The sequence below is a fragment of the Candidatus Latescibacterota bacterium genome, from assembly GCA_019038625.1.
Lineage (GTDB): Bacteria > Krumholzibacteriota > Krumholzibacteriia > Krumholzibacteriales > Krumholzibacteriaceae > JAGLYV01.
Window position 1 is genome coordinate 20099 of record JAHOYU010000176.1, and the last position, 19835, is coordinate 39933.

General features: G+C 50.8%; 15 protein-coding genes. 8 read left to right on the forward strand and 7 right to left on the reverse strand.

Translation table 11 applies throughout. The features are described 5' to 3' along the window. Positions 1–213: 213 nt before the first annotated feature. Entirely contained in the window at positions 214–1326 is a 1113-nt protein-coding gene (locus tag KOO63_12735; protein MBU8922677.1) for a S1 family peptidase, read from the forward strand. Between the two features lie 127 nt (positions 1327–1453). Here KOO63_12735 and KOO63_12740 read toward each other — a convergent pair whose 3' ends face one another. Continuing rightward, positions 1454–3010, reverse strand: coding sequence for a fused MFS/spermidine synthase (locus tag KOO63_12740; protein ID MBU8922678.1), 1557 nt, complete (start codon positions 3008–3010; stop codon positions 1454–1456). Between the two features lie 211 nt (positions 3011–3221). Further along, a complete protein-coding gene (locus KOO63_12745; protein ID MBU8922679.1) occupies positions 3222–4316 on the reverse strand; it encodes a glycosyltransferase in 1095 nt (364 codons plus the stop codon). A gap of 184 nt (positions 4317–4500) precedes the next feature. Here KOO63_12745 and KOO63_12750 point away from each other — a divergent pair, with 184 nt between their 5' ends. Together KOO63_12750 and KOO63_12755 are read left to right on the forward strand one after the other, a co-directional pair. Beyond that, positions 4501–5034 carry a hypothetical protein gene (locus KOO63_12750; GenBank protein ID MBU8922680.1) on the forward strand — a complete coding sequence of 178 codons (534 nt, stop codon included), beginning with the start codon at positions 4501–4503 and terminating at the stop codon, positions 5032–5034. Positions 5035–5274: 240 nt separating this feature from the next. After that, positions 5275–7077 carry a hypothetical protein gene (locus tag KOO63_12755; GenBank protein MBU8922681.1) on the forward strand — a complete coding sequence of 601 codons (1803 nt, stop codon included), beginning with the start codon at positions 5275–5277 and terminating at the stop codon, positions 7075–7077. A gap of 82 nt (positions 7078–7159) precedes the next feature. Here KOO63_12755 and KOO63_12760 read toward each other — a convergent pair whose 3' ends face one another. Beyond that, the gene (locus KOO63_12760) at positions 7160–8254 is read right to left on the reverse strand and encodes a hypothetical protein (protein ID MBU8922682.1); all 1095 of its coding nucleotides are present in this window, start codon (positions 8252–8254) and stop codon (positions 7160–7162) included. Positions 8255–8385: 131 nt separating this feature from the next. Continuing rightward, entirely contained in the window at positions 8386–9375 is a 990-nt protein-coding gene (locus KOO63_12765; GenBank protein MBU8922683.1) for a fructose-1,6-bisphosphatase, read from the reverse strand. Positions 9376–9661: 286 nt separating this feature from the next. Here KOO63_12765 and KOO63_12770 point away from each other — a divergent pair, with 286 nt between their 5' ends. The 4 genes from KOO63_12770 to KOO63_12785 all read left to right on the forward strand — a co-directional run bounded on the left by KOO63_12770 (position 9662) and on the right by KOO63_12785 (position 14618). Further along, entirely contained in the window at positions 9662–9982 is a 321-nt protein-coding gene (locus tag KOO63_12770) for an RNA-binding protein (GenBank protein ID MBU8922684.1), read from the forward strand. Between the two features lie 324 nt (positions 9983–10306). Beyond that, positions 10307–11842, forward strand: a complete 1536-nt coding sequence (locus KOO63_12775; GenBank protein MBU8922685.1) for a hypothetical protein — start codon at positions 10307–10309, stop codon at positions 11840–11842. A gap of 6 nt (positions 11843–11848) precedes the next feature. Then, entirely contained in the window at positions 11849–13762 is a 1914-nt protein-coding gene (locus KOO63_12780; protein ID MBU8922686.1) for a M20/M25/M40 family metallo-hydrolase, read from the forward strand. A 28-nt stretch (positions 13763–13790) separates the two neighbouring features. Beyond that, the gene (locus tag KOO63_12785) at positions 13791–14618 is read left to right on the forward strand and encodes a DUF4105 domain-containing protein (protein MBU8922687.1); all 828 of its coding nucleotides are present in this window, start codon (positions 13791–13793) and stop codon (positions 14616–14618) included. Positions 14619–14687: 69 nt separating this feature from the next. Here the strand turns inward: KOO63_12785 and KOO63_12790 are convergent, their stop codons facing one another. Next, positions 14688–17348, reverse strand: coding sequence for a glycoside hydrolase family 2 protein (locus KOO63_12790; protein ID MBU8922688.1), 2661 nt, complete (start codon positions 17346–17348; stop codon positions 14688–14690). A 166-nt stretch (positions 17349–17514) separates the two neighbouring features. Here KOO63_12790 and KOO63_12795 point away from each other — a divergent pair, with 166 nt between their 5' ends. Beyond that, complete coding sequence (locus KOO63_12795; GenBank protein ID MBU8922689.1) at positions 17515–18399, forward strand: SPFH/Band 7/PHB domain protein; 885 nt, start codon at positions 17515–17517, stop codon at positions 18397–18399. A 115-nt stretch (positions 18400–18514) separates the two neighbouring features. On the opposite strand, the gene KOO63_12800 is transcribed toward KOO63_12795, so the two are convergent. Together KOO63_12800 and KOO63_12805 are read right to left on the reverse strand one after the other, a co-directional pair. Then, positions 18515–19033 carry a hypothetical protein gene (locus KOO63_12800; protein ID MBU8922690.1) on the reverse strand — a complete coding sequence of 173 codons (519 nt, stop codon included), beginning with the start codon at positions 19031–19033 and terminating at the stop codon, positions 18515–18517. A gap of 27 nt (positions 19034–19060) precedes the next feature. Beyond that, positions 19061–19835: sigma 54-interacting transcriptional regulator (locus KOO63_12805; protein MBU8922691.1), on the reverse strand; the 775-nt coding region annotated here is incomplete at its 5' end.

Below are 19835 nucleotides of genomic sequence, written 5' to 3' on the forward strand. Positions count from 1 at the left end.
TTCGAACAGGTGGTCGATCAGGTTTGCCGAACTGACTCCATTGAATTGCCTGACTGGTCGAAATGTGGAAAATATGTCAATTCCTGTTTACAAAAATAAATTGTAACATATTGCAATAAATTGTCTTGACAGCATGATTGGCATCTTATACAATCGGCGCACTTCCCGATTGTAAATCATTTCCATTCCCCACCATTGACCCAGGAGGGCTTGATGAAGCTTCTCTCACGGACTCGTTTCAGTTGGGTTTCAGGGATTGCTCTGCTCGTAGCATTCGGTATGCTTGCCGGATGTTCAGGAGTGAGCGACAATCTAAATGCTCCCGATACCGAGGGCCTTGGATTGGTTCAGCTAAGCAAGGCTGATCCCCGCATTCAGAGTGTAATGGCGGTACAGGACCGTCATACCGGCAATCTTATGAGCGATCCGGAAGTAGTCGGAACGGCCACTGGCCTTGACGACAAAGGTACCCCCGCGATTTTTGTTTATCTGGAAACTTCAAAAGGCGGCAAGAATGTTCCAGCCGAGATCGAAGGAATTCCTGTAATGAAGATCGTATCAGGAAAGATGATGATGTTGAGAGGTGGCGGTACTTCCACAACCGGTCACACTGCCCGTTATCCGAGACCGATATCTCTCGGTGTCTCCGGTGGTAACAGCAAGGATTTTGCGTATCCTTACTGCTGCAGCGGAACTCTCGGAGCTCTCCTTCAGGATGGCTCAGGCACACAGTTCATCCTGAGTAACAAGCATGTATTCGCCGGTGATCAGGCCGCAAGCGCCAACGATCCCGATGTAGCCGAGGTCGGCAACGAGATCAACCAGCCTGGCCTGATCGAAGTAGGCTGCCAGGATCTTTCTGCTGACTATGTAGCGAATCTTTCGGCATGGTGTGTAGACGGTAATGATATCGATGCGGCTCTGGCAGAGGTCATGCCAGGCATGGTCGATCCGGGAGGATCGATCCTCGAGATCGGCGAACTGTCAGCGACCACGATGGACGCCTATGTAGGGCTCAATGTTAAAAAGAGCGGTCGTACTTCGGGCCTGACCAGGGCCTATGTAAGCGCACTCAACGCCACTTTCACGGTTGGCGGATCTGATGAGTGTGGCGGCGAAGCGACTACAGAATTGTTTACCGGTCAGATCGTCGTTACAGGGAACAAGTTCCTGCAGAGCGGCGACTCCGGTTCTCTGCTCGTCGAAGATGTTGCGGTCAATCCCCGCGCGGTCGGCCTGCTTTTCGCCGGCAGCACACGGACTGCGATTGCCAATCCGATCGATAACGTACTGAATTATTTCGGTATGTATATGGTCGGTAACTAGGAAAACTGTGGCCTGAAAGGTCAACAGGATCCTTGAAAAAACGTCCGTCCCTGTATCGACCAGGGGCGGACGTTTTCATGTAATCATGAAATATCGAATGGTCCTGGGTTCGGGACCTGGTGGCCGATTACCAGAGCAACCCGAGATCCTTGAAATACACATTCAGTTCCCTGCGCTCCGCAAGGTTGATCTCTTCGCTCCACAGTTCTACCGGGTTCAGTTCATCTGTCAGCACCGGCACATCGCTGATGTCAGGGGTGAATCTGTTATTCCAGGCGTGAATTCGATCGTAATCGGCACTGAATCTGGAATCGGGATCCGGCAGTTCGGAAACGGTTTCCAGTGGCCGGTTAGATGCCAGGATGATTATGTTGCCGAGTTTGTTCGGAGGCTCGGCTATCGGCAGGGCGAGGACTTCTGTGAAATGGCTTCTCAGGGTCGCTGTCACCGATCTGACTATCGTACTTTTCCATCCGATCGACTGGAGGTTGATCGCCAGGACGCCATTCTCGTCGAGTCGTGACTTTACAAGTCCGAAGGCTTCTCTTGTAATCAGGTGAAAGGGGACAGACCCGCTGCCGAAGGCGTCCATCACTACTACGTCGTATATTTTGTCGGTACCATTCAGGAATTGTCTGCCGTCCATTGTGTGGATATTGGCCTCTTCTTTTTCGAGATCGAAATGCTCTCTCGCCATTTTGACTACGACCGGGTCGATCTCTACTCCGTCTACACTCCAGCCTCCCCGGGAAAAATGTTTTGCGACTGAGCCTCCTCCGAGACCGATCAGCAGCGCGTCACCGGGGGTGGAAAACATATATCGGGAAATGTCCACCACATTGACGTATGAAAATAGTGTCTCGTTTGATTCAATATCTGTAAATGTATGGATTGCTCCGTCTATAAGAAGAAAACGAGCGTTACTGTATTCGACGACCATGATCTGTGCGTATGGGCTCTGCTCGAATGCTCTGATGGAGCCTTCACCGCTCGTCCTCGCTGGTGCAGTGTTCATAAATAGCGCTGCCGCGGCACATAGAATAAACAACAATGCCAGCCCGGACCTCTTCGCGAAGGATCTTCTGTCGAGCATGGCAGCGAAGGCCGCGGTGAGTAGAAGCATTATTCCGATCGAAATAGTTAGAATTGAGACTCCTACTTTGGGTATGAGGATAAATCCTGTGAGAAGAGCCGCGACTACGCTTGCTGCAGTGGAGACCGAATAGAGGTTTCCTGCGGAGCGGCCGACTTCTCCAAGGCTGACAGTTCTCAATTTAATCGCGTATGGGCTGATCATTCCCAGCGCAAAAAGAGGAGGGAAGAACAGGATGAAGCCAGCGACAATTACTGCCATCCGTAATCCGAGAGATCCAGATATCCAGAGGACCGGCCTCTTGAGAAGGGGGACCATGATGAGCCAGATTCCCGCCATTGCCAGGATAACAGCGATCCTCGTCAGCGAAGCTTTCCTGTCAGCCATCCTTCCTCCGACAGCGTAGCCCACGCTGAGAGCTGAGAGAGCGACAGTGATGAGAGCCGACCAGAGGAACAGGCTTACTCCGTAATGCGGGCCAAGGATCCTGGTGCCGAGGATCTCGACCGCCAGTACCGCCGCGCCGCTTATCGCTACTATGACATAGAGGATCCAGGGATTGATCTTTCTGGCTGGAGTCTCTTTTTCCATGGTTTTCCTTTCTTTCAGCGGGAAGGCTTGCCGAAGGGGGGGGGACCGGAAAATAGATTGTATGAATGGCGACAGATGTCAGTATACCTTTAGTCCAGTACCCGTGTCAAGTCAGGCTGGTTTCCCCTGTGGTTCGCCTGTTTTTTTCCATATCTGTTCATCGATCAGTTTCTTTATTGTGCCTGTCCGTTGCCTGGGGAAGAGGATATGTTTATTTCTCAAGGAGGGATGAGTAGATCTTTTCGGTCTCAGCGACCATCCTGGATGCCGAGAATCTTTCCAGCACTCTCTCTCTGCCGGCCTTTCCCATCAGTGCCCGTTGTTCTTTGTCACTCCAGAGATCCTCAATCGCATCGGCAAGGGCTTTCGGATCTCCGGCCTCGACCAGCAGGCCGGTAATACCATTTTCCACTGCTTCCCTGTTTCCCCCCACATCTGTGGTGACAATGGGTCTGCCGGCGGCCATGGCCTCGAGGATCGCAAGGGGAAGTCCCTCTCGAAGCGAGGATCCAGCTACTACGTGGAACCCTGACAGTAGAGGACCAATGTCCGTGACTATTCCGGGGAAATGGACCGCTGTTCCGATGCCTGCTTCCAGCGCCTGTCTTTCCAGCGATGGTCTTAACGGGCCGTCTCCAACGAGTGTGAGGTGGACAGGAATATCCCGGGCAGACAGTATCCTGACAGCTTCGATCAGGTGCTTGAATCCCTTCGGGGCTGACAGAGTCCCGATGCTGCCGATCCTGAGTTTCCCGCCTTCCGGTCCCGGGCCCGTCGCTGTATGGGAGCCAGTATCGATTCCATTGAGTATGGTGACTGTCTTATCCGGGTTGAGGAGAGGGATGTGCGATTTTCTGACCTCTTCAGAACAGGCGATTACCATATCAAGAAGGCGGCGCATGGATGGATAGAATATTCTGCCCATTTTGCCTCCCGCCCGCTGCGGATAATCGATGCTGTGTTCAGTCATCAATCTGACCGGGACACCGGCGAAGATCGCGGCGGGAAGCCCGAGAAAGAGAGGAAGAGGGTTGTGGAAATGTACTATCTTTGCCCTGTTCTGTTTGAAAATACGGGTCATACGTGTCAGGCTTCGGATGTCAGAAGACCGGGTGTTCAGTATATGGACCTTTACACCAAGTGATTCGACCTCCTCTATCAGGGGGCCTCCGGGCATGAACGAGATCGCTTCCATCCTGTATCGGTTTCTGTCGTGAAACTTTGCGTAGTGGTATAGGATCTTCTGAGCTCCACCAATATCCAGGGAGTGGATGAGATGAACGCAGAGTACTTTTTCTCCGGACATTATACTGCTTTCGATGTCAGCATCTGCCGATAACGGATAACCGATTTTCAACACCGGATATTAAATGAAGATAGGGACATTCACAATGGAAAACGGGGCCACAGGGAAATCAGTCGTGGATGTGGGAACTTGTCGATGTCCTTAATGTATGCTATTCTGTGATCTCTTGAAGGAGGAAGCCCGGTTGAAACGATACAGTCGACTTATGACTATTACCTTTGTGACTTTACTAGCAATAGTGCTGTTCGGGTCGTCTGCAGGAAGCGCATTCCCGCCGCCTCCGGATTTTCTTTCACCTCCTGACACGATCATCGTATTGGCTGATCCAGGCCAGGATGCTGGCGGTCCTGCCAGGGCCGGGGGTGAACCGGACAGCTTTGATCTGTCCGAGAGAAGCAGGCTTCTTCTTTATCCGAGCAAACTTGAAAATATTAACACGAATCTGGTCTTCTCAGTTCGAAAGCAGAGGCCGGCGAACAGCCTGATGGGATATGAGATATACAGAGCTTCCAGAATGCAGTGTACGGTCCAGGGTGCCAGTGCTGGTGCTACCCTGGGGCTGATGGCCGGAGCCTTCGGCGAGATGATCGGCGCCTGGGATGATGATACATCCTGGTACATCGGTGGCGCGATGGCCGCCTTTGGAGCCTTGTACGGGGGGAAGATCAAGGCCGATGACAAGGGATGGAGCCTGCGGATCAGATGGGATGACGACTGACACAACAGGAGATCCGAGCAGGACTGTTATCCACCTTTCCTGCTATGTTATGCCACCTTCTGGCATAATGGATGCATGATTCTATTAAATTGAAGTGAAATTCTAACTCCTCTGTTTTCAGCCGGATAAGGCTTCGGCCTGCTGTGCCTGGTTGATGGATTGCGATAAAACCGAAATGATCGGCGCATTTCGCCGAAAAAATCCCGATTTTCGGGAATAGATTGATTCGAGGTAGAGATCATGAATATCAATAGATCGATAATAATAGCCCTCGCGGGGGTAGTGATGTTGATCTCCGCATGTGGAAGGGACGGGGAGACGATACACATACCACCCGATATACCTCCCGTCGACGATCTTGCTTTTGAGTTTGAGAGGATGCAAACAGGCCCCGGTCCGGAGCTGACTGGTATCAGTTACACCGAAGACGGGTATGCAATCGCTGTCGGTTTTGACGGTGCTTTTCTGAGAGATGAAGGAAGCTCACAATGGGCGCGTCCGGGAACCGGGATTACATCAGATCTCAGGGACATACACGCAAGATCTCGCTATGAGTTGTGGACAATAGGAAAAGAAGGATCTATTTATCATTACGAAATGAATAAATGGAACATCGTCTATGACGATCCTGATGACAATACACTTAACACTGTTTGGAGCCTTTCCAGAAGGATCCATTACGCTGTAGGATCTCGAGGAACTATCGTAAAATATCGCGGTGGCCCCTGGCGTAAGACCCGGACCGGGATTAAGTATGACCTGTTTGGAATCTGGGGGACTTCCGAGTATAACCTCTATTTTGGGGGTGAAGAAGGCGCTATTTACTATTATAACGGCACGTTGATGCGGATGGATTCACATGTCACGACGACAATACGAAGTATATGGGGTTTTTCAACTGACAATATTTATGCCGTTGGAGATGAAGGAACGATACTCAGGTTCGACGGAGATGAATGGTCCAGGCAGGATTCCCCGGTTTCAGGAGATATCTTCGATGTGTGGGGATTGGAGCCATCAAACGTATATGCCGTCGGAGAGGGAGGAATGATACTCCATAGCGATGGAATGTCCTGGACGCAGTTATCCAGTCCTACTCCGAATACTCTTAGACGGTTACAAGGGTATCTGGATCCCAGACGTATACTGGATGTTGAATGTTCAGATATCTGTGCAGTCGGTGACAAAGGCACTATTCTGCATTATGATCGCAATGAGTGGAGGGTATTCGATCAGTATTTCAAGTCGCCGATAAATAAAGTATCCATCACAGGTGAAGATGAATTCATAGCAGTTGGAGAATCATCGATAATACTCAGGTTCAAAGATGGGGAATTATCCAATATAAATGAACTTAATACGGTTGATCTCCTTGATATAAGTATTAGTTCAGATTCTAATGTATTTATAGTCGGGACTGATGGTGGAGTTTACAAGTTGGACGGCTCAAGGCTTGAACGTGTGAATTGGTCGACCAATCTCGATGAAAAGTTCTTCAGATCTGTCTGGGCGAACAATTGGTACGATATCTTTGTCGTTGGCAATGGTGGATCGATCGAACATTTCTCAGGAGCTTCCTGGGATAAATATTCAAGCGGAACAACAATGGATCTTTATGATGTTCACGGGTCTTCCCATACCAATGTGATTGCTGTAGGAGATATGGGCAATGCGCTGCATTTCGATGGCTGGGAATGGAGTCATCTAGAGACAGGTTCGGATGTACCTCTCTCTGCAGTCTGGATGAGTGATGGAGGAACTGCTTTTGTAGTAGGAGCCTCCGGAACCATTCTGAAATTCGACGGAGATACATGGACACAAATGAATAGTGGAACGACCAGGGATCTGAATGACATCAAAGGTGTTTCGGTCGAGGACGTATTTGCCGTGGGGGCCGATGGGACTCTGCTGCACTACAATGGATATGGCTGGACCGAAATACCAACTGGCTATCCGCACGATATCCTTGGAATCGATATAGGATACGGCATGATGGTCCTTGTCGGGGCGGATGGCTCGGTACTCAAGACTTTAACTGAATGACCGGAATTTAGATTGAATCGATATAGAAAACGGCCTCTGTCCGGATGACTGGACAGGGGCCGTCTTATAAATGATCGTTATTTTACTCACCGGGAAAATATACAAGGGTGACTATGGTTGTCCCGAGCCATTCACCGACGCCGGTGATACAGTAGCCGGCATTGATTCCATCTATGACAGCCGCCTGATACCCGCTTTCTCCCGGATTACACGCTGACCCACCCCATACGCTCGGTTCGGTGCGGCGTGAAGTATATGGATTGACGAGCAGCATGCCACCTGACAGGAAGTCCGTAAGACGGTTGCCTCCCGGCGTCATGTCCGCTGCGCTAGCCGGATATACACCGCCATTTTCGGCGGCAAATGCCTCTGCCGCGAATCGAATAATATGACAATTGGCGATTACTTCAGCATCTTCCTGATTCCGGATATTCGACACATCGCATATCAGCGAGGAGTATCCGTATCCGGCTATAACGAATCCGACGATGAAGCCACCTTCCTCTATGGACTTGTATCCTATCTGGCCGGGAACCAAAGCTGTCTCACAGGACGGCTCAGTATTCTCACCTGTGATGGCATTTTCGAGCAGGCTGCCGTCGGGGAGATAATCTCTAAGGCATTTGCCCACATTGTTCGAGGGCCAATCCAGAGACCATGGATAGATATCTTTGTTTTCTTCGATATATGCCTGAATCGCTTCATGCAGGAGCTGGCATCCCAGAATAACAGCCGAGTCTTCCGGGTAGTGTGTGTTCGAAATATCTACTATCAACGAATCATTGCCGAATCCGGTAATCCGGTACCCGACGCATTTATCTTCATTGATAAGGGGAAGGTATCCGATCTCACCCGATGCTGAAGCTATTTCTACCGACGGTTCAAGTCTCCACCATTCGTATGGGTTCCATAGATACTTGCGTTCGGGCAGGAGGTCTTTGACGGAAAAGTAATCGAAAATATTGTCTGAGTCTACATTTCGCGGATATTCCCCAAAGTTGCTGCGGGCGAATTCCTCAACAGCCGCCTGGAGAACAAGGCAATTTTCACGGACCAGGTCTTCTGCCGAAGTGTCCACTATAAGCGTTTCTGTCTCGACAGGGTTGGTATTTTCGCTGCATCCTGCGAGAAGACAAAGGGTTGCGGTGGCAACATATAGAAATACTTTTATTTTCATATCATAACTTCCATTTTCAGGCAGAGAAGACAGAGAGTTGATGTGAGGATATGCATATACTGCGCCAGCCAGCCCAGGTCAACATGCAGAGTCTATTTCGGGGGTTATACACTGACTACCGTTCATGGATGTCAGCCCCGCAACCGTTTTCGCATATCCTCGACGAGCGGTTTCGAGCCGACATAAAGTGCCGTCCTCTGATGCGGGGTCTCAGGTAGTATATCAAGGATGTCGTTGCCGTTCTCATCGATCGCGCAGCCACCTGCCTCACGTGCTATAAAAGCCGCTACATTTGCCTCGTAGAGCAGGCGCAGTTTTCCGGCCGGCCTGTTCTTCTGCGGGTTTGGATGATTGACGATAGCCGGGTACATGAACATTCCGCCATTGGAGAGAAGGCGGTGAAAATCTCCCGCGAGCGAGCCTGAGTAACGGAATGAATATTTCGGTTCGTTCCCGTTTATCCAGTCCTGGACCCTGGGGTCGAAGGTCGTGCGGTTCGACGAATTGAACGACAACTCCCAGTCTCTTTTTGTCTCCGGCATGACCAGGCGTTCGTAATTTTCCGGAATGACATATGTCATCGTCTCGTCCAGATGAAAACGGAAGACGCCTGTGTCCGCGAGGGCCAGAGTAAAGACTCCGTTCGGGATCAGGAATATTCCGGCGGCACGCAGTTCAGTGCCCTTGCGCAGATGGCCGTCTTCAGGGCCGTCGAGTTTTCTCTTGGCTACGGCGAACATAAGGCCGACCGGGAGGTTATGTTTGATATTGCTCGAACCGTCGAGCGGGTCGTAATAGAAGAAGTAACGGCCGTCTTCCTCGTTCAGAGGGATCGGATCGGCCTCTTCCTCGGATATGGCACAGATCACCTGGTTCGATCGGCGGAGGTAATGGAGGACGATCGAGTCAGCGATATCGTCCATCTTCATCACATTCTCACCCTGAACATTGGTGACGCCAGTCTCGCCCATTACATTCTTCAACGAACCGGTCTGATAGAAATACTGAATATATTTGGCGGCAGTCTGCACGGCTTCGAGGAGCACGAGAAAATTGTAACTGCGTTTGTGGTGCTCCTGGTGATGCAGCATGAAATCCATGAAGCTCTGATCAAGTTTCACACCGGACTCCTCTCGTTAATTATCATGAAAAAGATGTAGCAGTTTCGTGCCCGTCTGACAAGTCAGATAAATTTCTTCATAGTGGAAAAAATGCTTGCGGACATAGAGAATTATGTTATATTCCGCCACAGAACAGTGCGATTAGGATTGGATTTATGAAGTCATCCGGATGGGGGCGATAGAGAAACCTGCCTCACTTCATCCCTGATGGGACGCTCACTTGATTTTAATCTCAAAACTGTCGAAAAGTAGAGTTTAAACCCGTTGAGACCATCAGGAGGTCACAATGAAGATTTATGTAGGAAACATGTCTTATGACACAAGTGAAGACGACCTGCGCACAGCTTTCGAAGCTCACGGCACGGTCGACTCTGTAGCCATCATCTCCGATAGAGATACCGGTCGCCCGAAGGGCTTCGGTTTTGTCGAGATGTCAAATGACGATGAAGCCAAGGCTGCCATTGAAGCCCTGAACGAAAAGGACCTAGGGGGTCGTACGCTCAAAGTAAACGAAGCACGTCCTCGCAACGATAATCGCGGTGGCGGCGGTGGCGGCGGTCGTGGCGGCGGCGGCGGCAGAGGCGGCGGCGGTTGGGGCAGCTACTAGGCTAAGCTTCAAATGTCGGTCCTGATCACGCGTCTGGCAGGTCGTTTTATGACGCGGATCGTTTAGGGACCTCTGAATTTGTATAAAGAATGTAGAGGGAGGCAATAGCTTCCCTCTACTTCGTTATTGACCTGAAGTCTACACACATATTCCCATCAAAACCGATGTATTAATCTGTCGTTGAGCTGAACTCTATGTTAGGTTCAAAGTGAGTGCGGAGCAGCCTGTATCATGGTGATGTCTTGCGCTGCGTAAAGAATTGCGCAGGGCGAGATATGCGCAGGTCGCCGATTCGAATGTCCTTAATTAAAATGGAGTCTTTTTATGTCAAAGAAGTCTTTTCTTTTATTCACAGGTGTCATCATATCCGTTGTATTTCTGTCTGCCTGGCCAGCTGCGGCGGGAAATGATTACCTGCACCATCAGATCTCGGTGACGGTCGATCCGGGCGATCAGTTTATGGAAGCGGTCGATACCATTACCGTTCCCCTTTCCTGTAAAACCGATTCACTCGAGTTTTCCCTTCTGTCTAACCTGGAACCACGGTTGTTGAGTTCCGGCGCGACACTGATCCTTGTCGGAGAGGATGTCGAGGGGGAAGATCCCGGTATGGACAGGGAGGAAAGTTCCGATGCTTCCGGCATGTCGTTGAACCGGTATCTGATAGTATTCGGGAAATCACGTGACCGGGATACTGATCTGATAATCGAGTTTAAGGGAAAAATATATTTTCCGATTGAAGAATCCGGTCCTGAATATGCCAGGGGGTTCAGCCAGACTCCAGGCCTTATATCGGATCGGGGTGTGTATCTTGCGGGATCGACCTGCTGGGTACCCGATTTCGATGGCGACCTTCTCACTTTCGAGATGACTGTCAGTATGCCTGACGGCTGGGACGCTGTCAGTCAGGGCGAAAGGACATTTCACAAGAAATACGAGAGTGGACCGGGTGAAGTGGAAAGGATCTCTCGCTGGACTTCAAACGAGCCCATGGAAGAAATATATCTGATAGCGGCGCAGTTTCATGAATATACTCTCCAGGCGGGAGACGTCGAAGTGATGGCCTTCCTCAGGACCCCGGATGAAGCGCTGGCCGGAAAATATCTGGAGACTACCGGACAGTATCTTGAGATGTATTGCGACCTGATAGGTGATTATCCATTCTCGAAATTCGCACTCATCGAAAATTTCTGGGAGACCGGCTATGGTATGCCTTCGTTCACTCTGCTTGGTGAGAAAGTTATAAGATTTCCCTTCATACTTCACTCTTCCTATCCGCACGAACTTCTTCATAACTGGTGGGGAAACAGCGTATATGTAGATTTTGAACAGGGAAACTGGTGTGAGGGGCTGACAACCTACATGGCCGATCACCTGATAAAAGAACAACGAGGGCAGGGGGCACAGTACCGGAGAAATACGCTGCAGACTTACACGAACTATGTGAATACCGGCAACGATCTTCCTCTCAGCGATTTTATCTCCCGTCATAACGCGGCGACCGCGTCTGTCGGCTATGGTAAGTCCCTGATGATGTTCAACATGCTCAGGCAAATGGTAGGAGACGAAGCGTTTGTCAAGGGAGTCAGACTTTTCTATGAGAAGAACAGGTTCAGAGCTGCGTCATTCGATGATATCCGAAGAGCTTTCGAAAATGTCTACGGACGTGGACTGGTCACATTCTTCAGTCAGTGGGTCGCGCGGACAGGCGCTCCTGAACTGAGGATAGAGGACGCATCCCTCAACGGCTCTGACGGTCGGTGGACGATCGATCTGACCATGGAACAGATACAGGAAGATGATGCATATACGCTTGAGATCCCGATACTTATTTCTTTTGCTGACAGCCAGGCCACTTGAAAAATAATGATGTATGGAAAGCTGGAACGGTTCGGCCTCTCTTACCGGGACCGGCCACTTCATATAGATGTGGATCCCGCGTTCGACCTGTTCAGGAGACTTCACTACAACGAGATCCCACCGGCCTTTTCCGGGGCTTACGGCGCTGACAAGGTGACGATAGTCCTTCCATCAAAGGTCGAAGAACAGAGGATGAATGCATATTCAGAGCTGGCTGGAGAGTGGGCGGGCGACCCTTCGATCGATGTGGAGATCACAAGGGACGATCAGTTGAAGGAAATTCCGGGAGACAGGGCCGTATGGCTCTTCGGTAAGGATAACCTGCTGATCCAGCTAGTGAAGAAAGGGTTGGAGGGAAGGGACGCGGAGATCTTCGGAGATAAGGTTCAGCTTGGCGAGAGTGAAACCAGTTACGAGGGAAACAGCTTTATGGTCGCGGTACGTCATCCTGACGATCCTTCTGCCATTCTAGCCTGGCTTACAATTGGAGATCCCGAAGCTGTCACCGGGCTTGCCAGGAAGCTTCCGCATTACGGGAAATACGGATACCTTGTTTTTGAGGGAACCGAACCGGAGAATATTGTAAAAGGTCAATGGGAAACGGTCAGATCTCCCATGTCGTTCTCACTGCCCGACGCAGGGAGGGGCGACGCGGCGGCAGGACTTCCGAAACGAGAACCTCTTGCCAGACTGGCACCTCTCTTCTCGTCCGGGAGAATGATGGATGATATCAGATATCTTGCGGATGAGGGACTGGAAGGCAGAGGACTCGGGACACCCGGAATCCAGAAGGCTGCCGAGTATATCGCGGACCGATTCTCGGAGGTGGGGCTCACCCCCGCAGGAGATAACGGAACATATTTCCAGGAGTGGGAGGATCATATAAACGGGGATGGTCTTCGGGGCAGGCTGGTCAATGTGATCGGTGTATTGCCCGGGGTGGATAGCGGGCTCGACAGCGCATCGGTCGTCGTCTGCGCTCACTATGATCATCTTGGGCTGGGTTGGCCGGACGTTCGCAAAGGTAATGAAGGAAAGATCCACCCGGGAGCGGACGATAACGCCAGCGGAATTGCCGTGATGATCGAACTCGCCACTCATCTGGCGAGGACAGCCAGCCCTGCGCGAAGTGTCGTATTCGCCGCGTTTACTGCCGAGGAGAGTGGGCTGAGAGGATCGAAGTACTATGTAAATGAGATGTCAAGTTATCCGGTCTCGAAATGTATCGGCGCGATCAATCTCGATACCGTGGGGCGTCTCGGGGACGGTAAGGTGATGGTTCTGAACAGTTCCAGTGCTCGCGAATGGCGGTTCATGTTTATCGGGAGCAGCTATGTGACCGGTGTGGAATCGGAGATAATAATTAAGGATATTGATGCCAGCGACCAGGTCAGCTTTATCGAGGCCGGTGTGCCTGCTGTACAGATATTCTCAGGGCCACACGGGGATTACCACAGACCCTCAGATACTATTGACAAGATAGATGAGGAGGGTCTGGTCAAGATCGCCTCTTTCACGAGGGAAGCTATTCTATACCTGGTGGAGAGGGAAGAGCCCCTGAGTTATTCAGGCCCGGCCCCATCAGCGTCAGCCTCGGGATCGCCTGCAGGCGGGCACCCGGGTGGAAGGTCTGGAAGTCGTGCGGGGAGTCCTTCCCGTCGTGTCAGTACGGGCTGTATGCCGGACTTTGCTTTCAGTGGGAAAGGTGTGAAAGTATCTTCTGTCTCGGATGGGTCAGCGGCAGATGCTGCCGGCATCATTCCAGGAGACGTGATAATAAGACTGGGCAGTATTGACATACATGATCTGAAGGGATATTCCAGCGCGCTGAAATCATTCGAGCCGGGAGATGAAGTCGACATAGTGGTCCTGCGTAGAGGGAATGAGATAAAGAGCAGGATTCTTCTTCAGGAACGTTGATGGCTGAAGAGAGGGAAAGTAAACGATAATGCGACGAAGATGGATAGTCGGCTCAGTCCTGATTCTGTTCTGTGCTGCCCTTGCCATCTGGATCTCGATCAGACCCTCTCTGGAAAGAGAATGGGCGCGAGATCAGGCCAGGCAACCACGTACCGTTTTCGACGGGACGAGAATACATATTACAAATGTCCGAAATTTCGATCATTGTCCGGATAGCGGCAGGACCGTTGAACGCTGGGAGGAACGCACATTTGATCTGGATGAACTGGAGAGTGTATGGATGGTCCTTTCTCTGTTTAAAAAAGACTGGAGGGGGCCGGCTCATCCGTTTCTCAGTTTCGGATTTGCCGATTCGACATATCTTGCAATATCTGTCGAGGCGAGACGGGAGGTCGGTGAGTCATATTCGATCTGGAAGGGGCTGGTCAAACGATTTGAGCTGACATATGTCGTGGCGATGGAACCGGATGTCCTGAGACTCCGCACACTCTGTCATGACGACAGAGTATTTTTGTATCCGATAGATATCTCCCATGAGAAAGGGCGGCAGCTGCTGAGCGAGATGCTCGAGAGGGCAAACAGCCTGGGGGAAAAAGTCGAATTTTACAATACGGTATTCTGCAACTGTACTACGGAGATCATCGCCCGTGCGAATACGATTGCGACTGTCAGGATCCCCGGCGGGTTTCATTCCTTTCTCCCGGGTTATTCCGACAAAGTGGTCCATTCACTGGGATTGATCAATGCCAGCGGATCTATCGATGATGTGAGAGCAAGATTCCAGGTGAACGACCGAGCGATGATGATCGGGGACGACCCACGGTTCTCGATCAGAATAAGAGAAGACGGCCCCTGAATATTAAAATGGGTTCTTCCAGCCTGTACGGACCTTTTCGGACAGGTCCCGTGTTTTCAGTGCGATTTGTCAGGGTTGCTGAAGATCCGAAAGGGTCTTGATAGAAAGACGTTGTTCAGGGTCGGACATTATTTCACCTGTTGTATACAGGACGACTTTTTTCTTTCCCGGCATAAGATCGAAGAAGTTATCCGAGAAGGAGCCCCTGCTTCTTTCGAACGACAGAAATACATCTTTCGCGAGTCTTTCCGTCTGGATCTCTATGCTGTATCCGATCGTGTGCACGGATATGGTGACACGCAAGCCTGGATCCGGGAGATCGAGTTCGGCGGGTCGGGTGAAGTAGAGTAGAGATGATGAAAGTAATTTCCCTTCACATTCGAGGGAACATCTGAGTAGCGAACTTTCCGGAGCAGCGTTTCCCAGTAATTCTACTTCCGGTATTTCAAAGAAAACCATTCCGGGATCGGAAACGCCCGGAAGCTTCTCTGATCCTTCGCCAGCCAGGCTGGCCAGGCACGGAGCTTCTACATCGACCTGCCAGTCGGCCAGGTGAGTACCATTAAAATCCTGGAGTTCCATATTGAGCTGACCTGACATATCCTCGGTCGTGTCATTGATGACCAGTACCCTTACGGTCTTCCCATCGCTGATCGGGGATACAAGGATCCGCTTAAAAGCTCTTTGCACGTAATAGTACAGGGCCTTGTGCCGACCGAAATAGTCGATGCTCGACCAGGATGCTACCGGCCAGCAGTCGTTCAGCTGCCAGTAGAGCGATCCCATGCAGAAAGGGGTCGCTCTTCTTTGAGCCTCTATACCTATCCTGATTCCTCTTGCCTGAAGAAGCTGGCTGATGTACACGAAATCCTCGAAATCGTCAGGCAGATCGAAGTCCCTTGCCATGTACTCAGAAATCAGGCTGTTTCCTCTCGGATGCTTCTGATGGCATATCATTGCGGCAGAATCGAGGGTTCGGTCATCGGGCGATGTGAATGCGTTTATGGTCTGGATATCAGGAAAGGATTGGAACCCGAACTCGCTCATGAATCGCCCGGTCCTCTCGATCAGCATTTCGAAAGGTTCGGCATCATGCCATACTCCCCAGTAATGCGAGTCTCCCTCGGTACGGCTCCGGATATCTCCCCTGCCGTATAGTGGCGATGTAGAGTGATAGGGGACTTTCGCCGAGTATTTTTCTACTACATCAGGCAGTAATGAGTGAAAGAGACTCTCATACCCACTCCAGATCTTATCTACCTCATCGCGTGAGCGTCCGTTCTGCCAGCCCCAGTTGTGCCACGCCTCGTCAATTTCGTTATTGCCACACCAGAGAGCGATACATGGGTGTCCGGCCAGTCTCTTTACGTTGTAGACGGCTTCTTCCCTGACACTATCGAGGAAGTCTGGATTCCAGGGATACATCGCGCAGGCGAACATGAAGTCCTGCCATACTAGTATTCCAAGGCTGTCGCATAGGGAATAGAATTCGTCATCCTCATAGACCCCTCCCCCCCAGACCCGAATCATGTTCATCCCCGCATCGGCGGCACTATGAAGAATATACCTCCAGTCTACACCAGGTCCGCCATGCCGGCTTGCAGTAGGGGGCATTCTCACCGGGAAACTCTCCGTCGGTATGTAATTCGCCCCCTTCATGAATATCGGCCTGTCGTTGACCCTGAAGTAAAAACTTCTGCCCGATTCATCGCGTTCGGAAACAAGTTCGACGGTTCTAATCCCCGTAACGATATCGACGCGGTCTGTTTCGTTATCTCCGATGGTCAGGAGCAACTGGATATTGTAAAGACGCTGTTCCCCCTCCCCTGAGGGGTACCACAGTTCGGGGTCTTTTATCCCGAAATCTATTCGGTAACTATTTTCCCCCTGCACGAGGGCGAAGGTCTTTGATACAGATGGAGTACCGTCGACAGATATGGAGATGTCGGCATTCGATGATTGATCGGATTCTATCACGATATCTGCTGAGTAATTCGCAAGGGAAGAGTCGAGTTCCGTCAGGCAGATAGTCAGATCTGCTATCCTGACATCTTTCCAGGCTTCCAGACGTGTGTTTTTCCATATGCCGGAAGTGACGAATCCCGGTCCCCAGTCCCAGCCATAGTGGTATGCCGCCTTTCTGGTGAACACCCGGGAGTCGCCGGGAAGTTTAAAGGGATATCTGGCAGCCAGGCTGTCTCCTGTCACTTTCGGGGAGTGAAATAGTACTCTCAGGCTGTTTTCTCCATGCACCAGAAAACTGCCGCAGTCTACGACCCACTTTCGGAACATGTTGTCAGCCTTAAGGATCATTTTGTCATTGAGGAGGACCTCAGCGTAAGTGTCAAGTCCCTCGAATATCAGGTCACAGTGGGGAAAGGATGCTATCTGTCCGGTGACTGTAAAGACTGTTTCGTATTCCCAGTCGATATCCTCGATCCATCTCAGGCTGTCTTCATTACAGGCGAAATAGGGGTCTGGAATCATTCCCGCTGAAAAAAGGTCGGTGTGAACGCAGCCGGGGACTATAGCGTCTATCCATTCCGTACTTCCAGCCTGCCGGAATCTCCAGTGTCCGGAGAGATCGTGAACGATCCTGTCGGCCATGATAATGTCAGGTTGGAACAGGATGAACAGGGCCATGATCAGGGCCGTTATTATTCCTGTGCCTGTTTTTTCGGCACGAACTCCCTTCAGAGGGAGGCTTGCCTGACGAGAGAAGTATTTCATTTCCTTGGACTCCATTTTATCGGGTCTTCTACATATCCCGGCCGAGCCGATAAACAACAGATATCATAACGAACCATAAATTTGAAGGTACTTTGAATATACAAGAGCGTCCGAATGTATGTATAATGCAGTCGAGGGGGACAAAATCATTAAACGGGAGGTAGTCATGACTTATTACGTTATCGGGGTCTTGCTGGTTCTGTTTTTCCTGAGCGGTATCAAGATAGTCCGCCCGACTCACAGGGCTCTGGTCGAGAGATTCGGGAAATACGTCAAGTTTTCAAAGCCGGGATTCCACTGGGTGTTTCCTATCGTAGAGCGGATGATCAAGGTCAATGTGACCGAACAGATGGTGGATGCTCAGCCCCAGGAGATAATCACAAACGACAATCTTAACGCCCGGGTCGATGCCCAGGTCTATTTCAAGGTCAAGGCTGACGAAGAGAGCGTGAAGAATTCTCAGTATAGCGTAAATGACTTTCAGTACCAGATCGTGAATCTCGCGAGAACGACACTCAGAAACATCATAGGCACATTGACCTTGAAATCGGCCAACAGCGAGAGGGACAAGATCAACGGAGGGCTTCTGACCACGCTGGCTGCAGAGACGAAGAGCTGGGGGATGGAGATCGTAAGGACAGAGCTGAAGGAGATCGATCCCCCCGAGGACGTCCAGGCGACGATGAATAAGGTTGTGAAGGCAGAGAACGAAAAGATAGCAGCCCTTGATTTCGCAAACGCGGCAGAACGTGAAGCCGATGGCACGAAAAGATCAGAGATCAAGAGAGCCGAAGGGATCAAGCAGGGCAAGATCCTTCAGGCCGAGGGCGAGGCAGAGGCGATCCGGCTTGTCAATGAGGCTGCCAACAAGTATTTTGTCGGCAACGCGCAGCTTCTCAGGAAACTGAAGGCCGTGGAAGTATCGCTCCGTGATAATGCAAAGGTAGTACTTCCAGCGGATTCAGAACTTATCAATGTTATCGGAGAACTCTCTGGAGTCGTTCCTGTCATCAGGCACGAAAAGAGTTCGATGGATAGTGATATCGGGTAATCGTCCGATCTGCTCATGAAAGCCGGGCTCATTTAAATGTGTCCGGCTTTTTCTTTTGGTCCGTACTGGTATTGATCGTGGCTTCTCTGAATCGATGATCTGGTTGTTATGCGGGTCACATCTGATTTTTTCTCATGACCTTTATCAATTCGTCATACCCCGTAGTCTGGACCTCGGCCAGTCGGAGGCCTCTCAAGTCGAAGAACTCAACGTAGGCGAGAGGGGATGTCTTGTCATAAGCATTCGGCCTGTCTCTCATATTGCATAACCCGAACCGTATTTCTTCGCCTTCGTCTCCATATCCCGGATCGAGTTTTCCTGCAGTGAGGCTGAAACCTTTTTCTATCAGACCCGACATAGGAATGAATCTGCCGACGATCCCATCGGGCAGGATGATCCTTTCGTGGACTGTTACGATGGCGTACTCATGAGGTTGGAAGATGTAGTCTTTCTTCGCTGTCACAAGGTCATGAGTCTCCTTATCGTCTGACTTTTCCTTCCAGAAAATTATCCGGGCGGCAGTAAGTGGATAGTTGGCGAGCTGGAGCAGTCTTTTGTCGAAGGGATCGATCCGCAGGAGATCCTCTTCGACCAGTTCCAGGATCATCGAGTTACTCATCAGGTTGCCTATCATCCCAGCCTCCCGACCGATACAGATATGTTATTTTCCTGTCCCGTTCACCATTCGTTTTATGCCGAGTTTGTTCATCCTGGATTCGAGAGTAGAAGGTTTCATGCCGAGAATCTCGGCCGCTCCACTCTTTCCGCGGACCCTCCATCCCGTACGCTCCAGGATTTTGAGAATATGTTTTCTTTGAGCCTCTGCAAGTGTGATGATCTGTGAATTGTCAAAGCTGGCGATTTTCGGGATCGTGGCTTTCAGGGTACTGCCTTTGGACATTATCATCCCGCGCTCGACCACGTTTCTCAGTTCCCTTACATTTCCAGGCCACTCGTAGGTCTGCATCATCTCCATTGTGACGCGGGGGATGTTTTCAATCTTTTTTCCCATCTTGTCGCAGAATTCACTTACGAAATGCCATGCGAGGATCGGGATATCACTTCGCCGTTCACGGAGGGGGGGGACATCAATGGGGAAAACATTCAACCTGAAGAAAAGGTCCCTGCGGAATGTGCCATCTTTTATGGCTTTCTCGAGGTTGCGGTTCGTCGCCGCTATGACCCTGATATCGACTTTGATCGTTTTTGTGCTGCCCAGACGCTCAAGTTCCCCCTCCTGAAGGATCCGGAGCAGTTTTGCCTGCGCTTCGAGGGAGAGCTCGCCGACTTCATCAAGGAAGATAGACGATTTGTCGGCTGATTCGAAGCGTCCTATCTGTCTCGATATCGCTCCAGTATATGCCCCCTTTTCCCGTCCGAACAATTCGCTTTCGATCAGGGTTGAGGGGAGCGCCGCACAGTTGACAGCTATGAAG

What these genes read in the sequence shown, in the direction of transcription:
- KOO63_12735 (MBU8922677.1), top strand. Translation starts at nt 214, where the DNA reads ATGAAGCTTCTCTCACGGACTCGTTTCAGTTGGGTTTCAGGGATTGCT.
- KOO63_12740 (MBU8922678.1), bottom strand. Translation starts at nt 3,010, where the DNA reads ATGGAAAAAGAGACTCCAGCCAGAAAGATCAATCCCTGGATCCTCTAT.
- KOO63_12745 (MBU8922679.1), bottom strand. Translation starts at nt 4,316, where the DNA reads ATGTCCGGAGAAAAAGTACTCTGCGTTCATCTCATCCACTCCCTGGAT.
- KOO63_12755 (MBU8922681.1), top strand. Translation starts at nt 5,275, where the DNA reads ATGAATATCAATAGATCGATAATAATAGCCCTCGCGGGGGTAGTGATG.
- KOO63_12760 (MBU8922682.1), bottom strand. Translation starts at nt 8,254, where the DNA reads ATGAAAATAAAAGTATTTCTATATGTTGCCACCGCAACCCTTTGTCTT.
- KOO63_12770 (MBU8922684.1), top strand. Translation starts at nt 9,662, where the DNA reads ATGAAGATTTATGTAGGAAACATGTCTTATGACACAAGTGAAGACGAC.
- KOO63_12775 (MBU8922685.1), top strand. Translation starts at nt 10,307, where the DNA reads ATGTCAAAGAAGTCTTTTCTTTTATTCACAGGTGTCATCATATCCGTT.
- KOO63_12780 (MBU8922686.1), top strand. Translation starts at nt 11,849, where the DNA reads ATGATGTATGGAAAGCTGGAACGGTTCGGCCTCTCTTACCGGGACCGG.
- KOO63_12785 (MBU8922687.1), top strand. Translation starts at nt 13,791, where the DNA reads ATGCGACGAAGATGGATAGTCGGCTCAGTCCTGATTCTGTTCTGTGCT.
- KOO63_12790 (MBU8922688.1), bottom strand. Translation starts at nt 17,348, where the DNA reads ATGAAATACTTCTCTCGTCAGGCAAGCCTCCCTCTGAAGGGAGTTCGT.
- KOO63_12795 (MBU8922689.1), top strand. Translation starts at nt 17,515, where the DNA reads ATGACTTATTACGTTATCGGGGTCTTGCTGGTTCTGTTTTTCCTGAGC.
- KOO63_12800 (MBU8922690.1), bottom strand. Translation starts at nt 19,033, where the DNA reads ATGATAGGCAACCTGATGAGTAACTCGATGATCCTGGAACTGGTCGAA.